Genomic DNA, 12,614 nt, shown 5'->3' with positions numbered 1-12,614 from the left:
TCGTTCTAAAAAAGTAAATACTAATTTTTAAGCTATCAACTTTACAACATTAATAAATAAAGCTTCAGAGAAATCTAGAGCTTTTTTGTTTTTAGATTATTGCTTAGGGATTTATATTTAAACTATTAAATCTTTAATAAGATTCACAATTGATTAAAAGCAAAAAAATGCGCAAAGTCAGAGACATTTGCGCAGCTTTTTATAAGGAGATCTTTGCAGAGCGCGGATCTATACATTATCATTTAATTTTAATTTTCCAAAACTTATTATTTATATCATTAATATAAATATTACAATCTAGTAATCTAATTTCTTGTACAATAATGCCTTCTGGTAAATTTATCTTTTTAAAAACCTTCTGAGCTTCATTTGTTTTAAAAAAACATAAAATGTTTTTATTATCAGTTGTCGATTCAATGTTAACAGTTACTACAAAGTCTTCAAATAAATAAGGTTTCCCCGGAATTTCATATTTCAAAAAATTTTTATCTCTGTTTATTACAAAAAAAACAGATCCATTATAATCTTCCTTTTCAATTACAATATACTTATAAGAATCTCCAAAACTCCCCAAATACTTATATTCAAAAAAATCTTCATCAGAATAATTATTTTTTAGAGCATAATTTTTTCCTAAGACTAATCTATCTTTATAAACTTTTACATTTTTGTCCTTTACAAAATTATTACTTTTAATTGCCTTTTGATACTCCAATTTTGAAGAATTAATTACTGATTGACTTTCACAAAATCCTGTGATCAATAATAATATAATTAACATTTTATTTTTCATTTTAATCCTTTTTTAACGTTGATGACTCACTTGTAGTCACTGTTCTTTGTACTTGAACTTTAAAATTTTTAACACCACTCATAACGTTATTAAACTCTTTCCAATCAGTAGGCACAATTAATAAGCAACCTACAGAAATACCACTTTTCCCGTCGTGTATTTCACCCGCAAAACCACTTTGATTTGATGTATGAATAAATATTCCTGTTTTGTAACCATCTCCATTTTCATCTTTCTGATCCGGCGCATAAGGATTGATCATACCATCTAACATTCTAACTCTTCCTCTGTTTTCTACTGCCCAGTTTGATTTAAGTGCTCCACTTTTTCCCTTTTCATCAAAATTTGCATTGTAAGTTCCTTCATCAATCGCACCAAATTTTTTAGAATTTGACCCCATAGTAAAGCCAGAAAAAGAATGAACATCATCTTTTCCACCTGGTCCATATACCGTTACCGTTGCAGTCTCAGCATTCTTACCATTAATATAACCTTTCTTTCCATTTTTTGAACCTAATTTTTCATCTCTAGAACCTGTAAAAACTACAACAGCTTCTACACCATCTAAAACTACTTCTTTTCCTTTAGTATCTTTAACGCCAGTTTTATACTTACTACCATCATGCCAATTCCATGTAGGTGCACCTCCATTAACTGAATGATAAAACCATTCATTACCATCCAAATCCACATTAATGATAGGATTATTATTGACATAAACATACGGACTACTGAAATGGAATTTCTCAGACATATTATCGACATTCATCCAACGTCCAAGTGCAGGGTCATAATTTCTAGCTCCATAGTCATACAAATTCAATTGATTTCCACCAATATTCTCGTCTTGGAGCTCTTTTCCGCTGAACTTATACTTGTTATTAGTTCCAGGTAGAATTTTGTCACTAGTATGGGTTAGTCCAAAAGGATAATAATTATTTTCGTCAATAACTTCAGGAACATTACTACTATTTTTAGTATAACTAACACGTACATTTCCTAAGTGATCTTTATACTGAAACACATACGAAAGATTGCCATTTGTATTTTTAACATATCCTTCTGCGGTTGAGAAAAACTCCAGATCATTGTTTTTGTACTGAAAGCCTCCCAAATAATCTGTTGTTATTGTAGGTTTTCCTGTTTCAGTGACAATTTTCTGTACTTTTTGCCCTGTTGAGTTGTAAATATACTCAATGTTGCCTATTGTGCCAAATGTAATTTTCTTAGGTAAATTAAGATGATTATACTCAATTTTAGTTATGCCTTTATTATCGTCTTTTATCAAATTTCCGTTTAAGTCATAATCGTAGTCGTCTACGCTATCATTAGAACCATTACTATCATCTTTAAAGCCTTCCGGTGCATTAGATTTATCCGTTACTTTCATAAGTCGGTTTGTGTTTGCTTTATAGAAATAATCCAGATTATCCATAGGATCAGCATATGGATTAGCTGTACTTAATTTACGTTCACGTAGTAATTTTGTAATATTCCCGTTCTTATCGTACTCTATGTTGTTCTCTCCAAAGTAATTATCACTATTCGCCAATTTTGGCTCTTGATACGAAGCATCTTTTAAACGATTTAATTGATCGTATTGATAACCATAACCATGTTTAATTCCAGATGCATCAAGACCTGAACTCCAAAAAGTCTCTGCAATATTTCCGTTATAAAGCTCTTTTGTATAGCTCGTACTTCCTTCAACTTTATTGTAATTAATTCTAAAAGCAAATAAATCTCTAGCATCTAAACCTTGATTTAAGTCCTTTGTATCATTAATATCGGTAAGCCAGCCTCTAATATTATAAGCAAAATCAACTTTCTGAAGAGGACTTAAAGCACTATTACCTACACTTTTACTCTTCAACTGCCCTAACTCGTCATATTCATTAGAAACCATAAGTTCTTCTGTACCTCCATTCCCTATTTGGTGAGTATGGGTCAATAAACGATCCTGAGCCGAATAAGTGAATTTTTCATTTATAAGGATTGTAGCTCCGCTGTCCAAACGCTGATGCTCTGTTACACTACTTAAGGTTTTTCCTGAAAAATCAAGTTCTTTATCTATATGTTTTTTACCTCCTAGATAATTCTTAAGATAAGTACTTATAATTCTTCCTCTATCATCGTAAAAAATTGTAGCTGTCTCTCCTGCAATAGAAGAAAGTGTTGTTAATACTCTGGTCCAGCCTCCTGTTGGCAATCCTTTTACATTAGTTAGCACTTTTTGCCCCATAATCGTTGTAGGCACTGCTTGAGCATCCGGAAATGAATAATCATCATAATAATTAACCGTTAAGAGTTTGAAATTTGTTGGTTCTATACTATTATTATAACCTGTAGCGATTTTATCAATATTTAATGCAGTCTTGGTTTCGAACAAAGTAATAGCTAAATTTTGCGCATCTTGCAATGTTTTTCTCATCGTAGAATTTGAAGCATCACTACTCCAACCGGTATAAATAGGTCGTCCAAGAACATCGTATTTCGTAATAATCCAGCCTATTGTAGCATCGTCTTTAAAGGGCGAAGCTGCTGGTCCTGTTGCCACCGGTCTGTCTAATTTATCGTAAACAATAAACTCCCATTGTTTGCCCGGTAATTTTTTCTCAACCAAGCGGTTTCTGTAATCATATTTATATTGGTAACATAAACCATCCAGAACTTCGCGATCTACAACTCCGTCTGCTTTTGGCGGAATTACATAAGTCAGATTTCCGTAAATATCATATACATAATAAGTATCAAATTGATCTGTACCATTATAATTACGTTTTAGAACTACTTGTCCTTCTTTGTTTTTAAATTCTTCAGTTCCTACTTTGGTTCCAGGAGTTGTATTCTCGTCATAAGTAATCGTTTTGTACAATTCATTAGTACCATAATAACCCGTAGCATCCGAAAAACCAATATCGTATAATCCTAATCCCGAATCCCAAGTGGCTGTGGCTTTGTATAACTTTACCTCAGTTGTACCGGTATTGGTTTGATAATCAAATTTGATTTCGTGACCACTATTCATAGCCCACGCATCGCCTGGAGCAGCTTGCTTTAATACTCTGCCTAATGGCGAATTCTCAAGTTGTTTTTCAGAAAATGGGTTTGAAGCATCGACAAATTTTGAACTGTAGATTCCGGTTAAAGCAGCTATTGCTGTATTTGTATCAATTCTGGGATAATTTGTCCCGCTATTGGTTACTGGATAAGGCAAATATTCTTTTACTTGCCTCCCAAAACCATCATATTGAATTGGAGTAACAATATCTGCCCCACCAACTCCCTGACCTATTGCCATAGTTTGTACAGGACGGCCTAATCCATCAAAATAAGTTATACTTTGAACAATCGAATCTTTGGTCAGTGTACTAAAATCACTCGCCTGAACTTTCTTTTTAGGTGTTATTTTGTAAACAAAATTATCATCACTGAAAGTCTGAGCATTTATACTCGGAATTGCAAGTAATAACAAGATTATTATTGCTATATATTTTTTCATACGTTTTTTATCTTTTAAAAAGGTTATGTCTTATTGCTGTTTTATAAAATTAAAAGTCATTTTTAATTTTCATCTGGTCTTAGCAAACAAGAACCTTTTGCATTAGCATTAGCTTGTCCTTTACTATTTAACTCTGCAAGTGCTTTAGCATCTGCATCTGCTTGTGAAATGGTGGATGTAAAAAGTCCCGCAGCAACAGAATAAGATACCATTGTACCATCATAACCAACAGGGCAACCGGCTTTTGTAAAGACTTTGCTCATAAGTACATTTTTAAATGTGCAAATTCCCTGAGTGTTGGCTGTATTTTGACCATTGGCATTTAGTTCATCCTGAGCCAGATTGTCTGCCGCAGCTTGTGATACAACAGAACTGTATTTACCGGCTGCAACTGTGTAAACAACAGAACCTGAAGAAACAGCCGTTGCACCGCAATTATTTCTAGTATAAGTGCCACTTTTCAGAACATTATAAAATGTACATGTCCCGTTCGCATTAGCATACGCCTGACCATTATTATTAACATCTGTTTGCGCCAGAGCATCAGCTGCTGCCTGAGATACTGCTGATTTGTATTGTCTGGCAGGAACTGTATAAACTACAGTTGATGCTGTTCCTCCTGAACAATTATTTTTAGTAAAAGAACCACTTTTTGCTACGCTGTAAAATAAACACGTTCCAATATCATTAACATAAGATTGAGCAGTTGCATCAATAACATCCTGTGCTTTTTTGTCGGCATCTGCCTGAGATATTTCTGAAGAATATGCTCCAGCCGGAAGAGAGAAAGTTTCTATAGAACCTGTACTTCCTCCTGTACAATCGTTTTTAGTAAGTGTTTTACTTTTAGCAACACTTTTAAATAGACATCTACCAACGCTATTAGCATAACTTTGTCCATTATTATTTACTGCAGTTTGGGCTAATGCATCTGCTGCAGCTTGCGAAACTGTAGAAGTATAACTTCCCGCCGCAACTGTATAATTTTCTACTGACCCAACGGTACCTCCGGTACAATTGTTTCTCGTAAACGTACCGCTTTTTGCAATACTGCTAAAAGTACATATCCCGTTTGTATTAGCATTGGCCTGTCCGTTATTACTAACATCTGTTTGGGCTAATGCATCTGCAGCAGCTTGTGAAGTTGTTGAAGTATAAGTACCAGCAGGAACTGTATAAACAACTGCCGAACCAACTCCGCCTGCAGCACAATTATTCTTAGTAAATGCCCCACTTTTAACAACACTACTAAAAGTACATGTTCCATTTGTATTGGCATTGGCTTGTCCATTTGTATTAAACAAAGTAAGCCCTTTAGAATCCGCATCTGCCTGAGAAATTATTGACGTTTGCGCTCCAACAACCTGACTAAAAGCGACGCTTGAACCAACTCCGCCTGAAGCACAATTGTTTTTGGTAAAATTGCCACTTCTTGCAATACTGCTAAAAGTACAGGTTCCATTAGCATTAGCATTGGCTTGACCGTTTGTATTAAACAAAGTAAGTCCTTTTGAATCTGCATCTGCTTGAGAAATTAGTGATGTTTGAGCACCAACAATCTGACTAAAGGCTACACTTGAAGGAACTCCGCCAGCAGCACAATTATTCTTGGTAAATGAACTGCTTCTGGCAATACTGCTAAAAGTACAAGTCCCATTTGTATTCGCATTGGCTTGTCCGTTATTGTTAACATCAGTTTGAGCTAATGCATCTGCAGCAGCTTGTGATGTTGTTGAAGTATAAGTACCAGCAGGAACTGTATATACTACCGCTGAACCAGCTCCGCCTGCAGCACAATTATTCTTAGTGAATGAACCACTTTTGACAACACTCGTAAATGTACAAGTACCGTTTGTATTCGCATTGGCTTGTCCGTTTGTATTGAACAAAGTAAGTCCCTTAGCGTCAGCATCTGCCTGAGAAATTATTGATGTCTGAGCACCAACAGCCTGACTAAAAGCGACACTAGAACCAACTCCGCCAGCAGCACAATTATTCTTGGTAAATGAACTACTTCTGGCAATACTACTAAAAGTACAAGTACCGTTTGTGTTTGCATAGGTTTGCCCATTATTGGTAACATCAGTTTGAGCTAATGCATCTGCAGCAGCTTGTGAGGTTGTTGAAGCATATCTTCCGGCAGGAACTGTATATACTACTACAGAACCAACTCCACCTGAAGCACAATTATTCTTGGTAAATGAACCGCTTTTTACAACACTCGTAAAAGTACAGGTACCATTTGTATTGGCATAAGCTTGTCCATTATTATTAACATCTGTCTGAGCTAATGCATCTGCTGCTGCCTGAGATACTGCTGAACTGTACTGTTTTACAGGAACTGTATAAACAACTACTGAACCGACCCCTCCTGCAGCACAATTATTTTTAGTAAATGAACCACTTTTCACTACGCTGTAAAATAAACAAGTTCCAATATCATTAACATATGATTGCGCAAGTGCATCTATAACATCCTGTGCTTTTTTATCAGCATCGGCCTGAGATATTTCTGAAGAATATGCTCCAGCTGGAAGTGCATAAGTTTCTACCGAACCAGTACTTCCTCCTGTACAATCATTTTTAGTAAGGGTTTTACTTTTTGCAACACTTTTAAACAAACATTTTCCATTAGTATTGGCATAGTTTTGTCCATTATTATTTACAGCAGTTTGTGCCAGATTATCTGCCGCTGCTTGTGAAACCGTAGAAGTATAACTTCCAGCAGCAACTATATAAGTTTCAACAGATCCAACTGTACCTGCTATTGCACAATTGTTTCTGGTAAAATTGCCGCTCTTAACAATATTACTAAAAGTACATATCCCGTTTGTATTAGCATTAGCCTGCCCGTTATTATTAACATCAGTTTGGGCCAATGCATCTGCAGCAGCTTGTGAAGTTGTTGAAGTATAAGTACCAGCAGGAACTGTATATATTACTACTGAACCAGCTCCGCCTACAACACAATTATTCTTAGTGAATGAACCACTTTTGGCAATATTGCTAAAAGTACAAGTTCCATTTGTATTCGCATTGGCTTGTCCGTTTGTATTGAACAAAGTAAGTCCTTTAGCGTCAGCATCTGCCTGAGAAATTATTGATGTCTGAGCACCAACAGCCTGACTAAAAGCGACACTTGAGCCAACTCCGCCAGCAGCACAATTATTCTTGGTAAATGAACTACTTCTGGCAATACTGCTAAAGGTACAAGTACCGTTTGTATTGGCATTAGTTTGTCCGTTATTATTAAAATCTGTTTGAGCTAATGCATCTGCAGCAGCTTGTGAGGTTGTTGAAGTATATCTTCCAGCAGGAACTGTATATACGACTACAGAACCAACTCCGCCTGAAGCACAATTATTCTTGGTAAATGAACCACTTTTGACAATACTGCTAAAAGTACAAGTACCATTTGTATTTGCATAAGCCTGACCATTATTATTAACATCTGTCTGAGCCAATGCATCTGCTGCTGCCTGAGATACTGCTGAGCTGTATTGTTTTGCAGGAACTGTGTAAACAACTACTGAACCAACTCCGCCTGCAGCACAATTATTTTTAGTAAATGAACCACTTTTCACTACGCTGTAAAATAAACAAGTTCCAATATCATTAACATATGATTGCGCAAGTGCATCTATAACATCCTGTGCTTTTTTATCAGCATCGGCCTGAGATATTTCTGAAGAATATGCTCCAGCTGGAAGTGCATAAGTTTCTACTGAACCTGTGCTTCCTCCTGTACAATCATTTCTAGTAAGGGTTTTACTTTTTGCAACACTTTTAAACAAACATTTTCCATTAGAATTGGCATAGTTTTGTCCATTATTATTTACTGCGGTTTGAGCTAATGCATCTGCTGCAGCTTGCGAAACTGTAGAAGTATAACTTCCCGCCGCAACCGTATAGGTTTCAACAGATCCAACCGTACCTGAAATTGTACAATTGTTTCTGGTAAACGTACCGCTCTTAACAATATTACTAAAAGTACAAATCCCGTTTGTATTAGCATTAGCCTGTCCGTTATTATTAACATCTGTTTGGGCTAATGCATCTGCAGCAGCTTGTGAAGTTGTTGAAGTATAAGTACCAGCAAGAACTGTATATATTACTACTGAACCAGCTCCGCCTACTGCACAATTATTCTTAGTGAATGAGCCACTTTTGACAATATTACTAAAAGTACAAGCTCCATTTGTATTCGCATTGGCTTGTCCGTTTGTATTGAACAAAGTAAGTCCTTTTGCGTCAGCATCTGCCTGAGAAACAGTTGATGTCTGAGCGCCAACAGCCTGGTTAAAGGCTACACTAGAACCGACTCCGCCTACAGCACAATTATTCTTGGTAAATGAACCACTTCTGGCAATACTGCTAAAAGTACAGATTCCATTGGTATTAGCATTCGTTTGTCCATTAGTGTTAACATCTGTTTGAGCTAATGCATCTGCAGCAGCTTGTGAGGTTGTTGAAGTATATCTTCCAGCAGGAACTGTATATACTACTACAGAACCAACTCCACCTGAAGCACAATTATTTTTAGTGAATGAACCACTCTTTACAATACTGCTGTAAGTACAAGTACCATTTGTATTGGCATAAGCCTGACCATTATTATTAACATCTGTCTGAGCCAATGCATCTGCAGCAGCTTGAGAAGTTGTTGAAGTATATCTTCCCGCAGGAACGTTATAAACAACTGCCGAACCAACTGCTCCTCCACTACAATTATTTTTTGTAAATGAACCACTTTTAGCGATACTTGTAAACGTACAGGTACCATTTGTATTAGCGTAAGCTTGTCCTTCACTATTAAATTGCATTTGAGCCTGAGCATCGGCATCAGCTTGAGAAATTAACGAAGTAATTGCTTCTGCCGGCAAAGAAAAACTCATGGTAGATCCTACAGCTCCTACACCACAATCGTTTCTGGTAAAAGATCCGTTTAAAGCTGCACTTCTATAAAGAACCCCAGCTGAATCACTATCATCAGAACAATCCGTTTGTTCTCCTTTATAATTGTAACAGTATTTTTCAAGTACATTAAATTCATTATCCTTAACAAATTTTAATCTGCCAAAAGAATCATACTCATAATAAATAGTCTTCTCTTTAGGATCTGTAATACTTGTTACTCCAATTGATGGATCATAAGTATAGGTAGTAATCATATTGCCCGAAAACGCTGTTCTTAGAGCATTCAAGTCCTTGCGTAATAACTGTTCTGCACAGCTTGTTGCTATGCAATTGTCATTATCCCCATTAGATTTATTTTGAAGATTGTCAACATAATTTACAATCTTGTCATACGTAATATTCTCAATTTTAGCAATAGGCTGTGTTTTGTTATATCCCCAAATAATTGATACTGGCACTCCACCTTTAGGTGTATATTGTAAAACATTTCCTTGATCATCATATTTATCAAAAGCGATTTTTTCATCTTTAGTAGTGATAATATTATCTGTTCCTTTATTTGAATAAATATATCTTGGTAATAATAAGTTACTTGTGGCAGCACTATTATCATAAACCGTTTTTTGCTCGGATAACTTGACGCTATTGTTAAAAGTCTGTGTATCCAGAGGTATACCTATCATATTGTTCGCAATCAGGTCACTCCTAAACGGTTCACTTGCCATTTCAGGATCAGGCGCGTAAAAATATTTTGTTTCTAACGTTTCCTGACTCGAAGTTTGAGTTTGTGAACGTTTTAACTGATAATTCGAATCGTAATTATAAAAATAATTCGTAGTCTTTTTATATTCTTTTGCGTTTTTTAAAATCTCTGTCTCTACACTGCTATACAAATCAACTGTTCCTCCTGTAGTATAGAAAATTTTGTATGAATTAGGATTTTCATAAGCCGCATTGCCTGTTAAAGTTTCATCTTTAATAAAAATCGCAAGCGGCAAACTAAATTTTCTTCTATGATTTAAATACAAATAAGGCAAATCAGGATCAATCATTTCTGTAAAATAAAGTGGCCCAAAAGCTTCATCTCCATAAATATATTTGTTTTTAACCTCCTTAACCAATGAGTAACTCCCCGCATTATTCGAATAATATTTAATGCTTAAAGGCATTCCTCTTAGCCATTCATTATCTGTAGGAGAATGATAAGGAAACTTATAAAAATCACCTGAATCTTCTGGTATTGTAAAATTATATTCAGTTTTACCTATATTATTCCCTGCTTCTCCATTAATTTCTGTAACGACAGAATAGCCCAATGCATTTCCTTGAAAATTAGTCAAAGGACTTCCTGCTGTTGCACCAATCTGATTTACAATTGGAGTATTATTATACATACCCATGATATAATACATATTGGGTATTGAGAATGTTTTCCCTGAAGATTTTCCTGAACTATCTAAGTATTTATAGCTTTTAGAAGTTACACCGCCCAAATTATCATCCCAAATAATACGTTTAATTCTTTTACCTGCTGCAAATAATATTTCTTTTGGATTGCTCGAAGGCTGTTCCCAACTTAACGAAACAGAAAAAGCTCCCTTTTCATAATCAGTAAGATCGCGTCCCTCAGGAGTTTTAGGTCTAACCTCTATAACATACTCTCCTGAATCTAGATTAATAGATCCTCTACCAATAAATAAGCTTCCCACACTGGTTTTTGGGTTCAATTTATAAACCGATACTTCAAAGGGGCAGCCATAATTGGTCATTGTAGAACTACACGTAGAAGTATCACCCGCAAAAGATGAAAATGATATTGCATTAACAGTACTAGTTTCTTGTCCCAAAGTGACTGTAAAAGGTTTCGAGACAAATACGCCCCTAGTACTATCATATAGACTAGGATCTTTAAATATATTACCTACTTTATGTTCAGTGGGAGTAGTAGGATTTATAAGCAATTCTTGGTAAAAGGGTGGCGGAATTACTGTGTTATGTTCATACTCAAAAGTGGCGCTTCCTCCGGTAGGATAAATAATTTTCTTAAGCATTCCTGCCTCAGATTTAATAGTATCTACCTGTCTATTATCGCCTTCGAAAAATGAAGAATACTCCCCATTATTTTTACCATTATAATATCCCCAGTTATCTTGTGCTGTTGAAAATCTGTTGGGTAAAACTTGAGGGTCATATACAAAAGAGTATTTCTTGCCTTTGCTTGTTGCTTTTGATCCCTCACTAACTATTGATTCCAGAAACAGTCTTTTTTTAGCCTGCGGCTCACTACTTCTTAAATAAAGTAATGAATTAGTGTCTTCACTGTTAGTATAAGTATAATTAAAAGAATGTTTGACTTTTAGAAGACCATCACTGCCAAAAACTTCTACTTTTTGTAAAGCATAACTATTTCGTAAATCTTCTCTTTGCGTTGCAAATTTGGTAAACACCACTTTTCCTTTATCAAACGTAATAGTCTTGATATGATATTGATTCATAAAAATTTTGGAAAAATGACTCGTAAGATAAAATCCCTGCCCATCATCAAAACTTCTCGAAAAATAATCCGGTCGCTCTTTTATATAGTCAAACTTAATCACTTTATTGCTAGGAGTAACAATATCCATTAACTGCCACGCATTATTATATGTGATATTGACCGACGAATTTTGAAGCCCTCCAACAGCCATAAATTGAGAAGAAGAGCTACCTTCTGGTTTGTCTATCGCTTTCCTCAAGCCATCTTTAGACGTACCAAAATAATATTTTATACCATCTTTATCCGTTATAACCCAACCCGTAATATAATAACCATCTTCAAATTTAGGTTCAATTTTAAAATCACTATATTTTTGAATTACAGGCTTTTTTGTCTTTTGATCAAAAATAAATTTACCAGAAAAATTTAAAAAATTAAAGAAATACACATCCGGCTCCATATCCATCAGACGATCTGACTCTATACCGGCTGTACTTCCAGCCATAACTCTCGCTCTTGTTTCCTGCGATGTATAAAAGGTATCGTAAAAATTTTCCTTTAAATAACCGTTATAACTTTCATCGGCTGCTCCTCTTTGCTGTCTGGTAATAACTCCTCCGGCATTTAAAGCCCAACCAGTACCAACCTGAGGTGCCATTTCACTTACCTGAATTCCTCGGGCATGATAAGAAACCTGAATTGGCAGTTTTATTTCTCCCGATTCAATCGTGTAAAGCGGTACTGATATATTCGGTAATCCTGTATAATGTGAAACAGGTACTTCGACAAACTTTCCCAGTGAAGCTGCCTCCGGTGAAGGAGGAACAATTTTAGGAACAAAGTCATTTTGTGCTATTGCTTTTGTTGAAGTGATCAAAATGATCATCAAACAACAAAAGATTTTAACGTGATTTTTTATAGTTACT

3 protein-coding genes are annotated in these 12,614 nt (G+C 35.4%); all 3 read right to left on the bottom strand.

What is annotated here, in order from left to right; translation table 11 throughout:
- Positions 1-238: 238 nt before the first annotated feature.
- The 3 genes from CLU81_RS17795 to CLU81_RS17785 all read right to left on the bottom strand — a co-directional run bounded on the left by CLU81_RS17795 (position 239) and on the right by CLU81_RS17785 (position 12,574).
- The gene (locus CLU81_RS17795) at positions 239-793 is read right to left on the bottom strand and encodes a hypothetical protein (protein ID WP_099711040.1); all 555 of its coding nucleotides are present in this window, start codon (positions 791-793) and stop codon (positions 239-241) included.
- 1 nt (position 794) lies between these two features.
- Complete coding sequence (locus tag CLU81_RS17790; protein WP_099711039.1) at positions 795-4,295, bottom strand: DUF6443 domain-containing protein; 3,501 nt, start codon at positions 4,293-4,295, stop codon at positions 795-797.
- Between the two features lie 62 nt (positions 4,296-4,357).
- The gene (locus CLU81_RS17785) at positions 4,358-12,574 is read right to left on the bottom strand and encodes a DUF5977 domain-containing protein (RefSeq protein ID WP_099711038.1); all 8,217 of its coding nucleotides are present in this window, start codon (positions 12,572-12,574) and stop codon (positions 4,358-4,360) included.
- Positions 12,575-12,614: the final 40 nt, after the last annotated feature.

The sequence above is a fragment of the Flavobacterium sp. 9 genome (genome assembly GCF_002754195.1).
Classification (GTDB): domain Bacteria; phylum Bacteroidota; class Bacteroidia; order Flavobacteriales; family Flavobacteriaceae; genus Flavobacterium.
The sequence above is the reverse complement of the archived record's forward strand: the minus strand, read 5'-3'. Positions and strand labels throughout refer to the sequence as shown.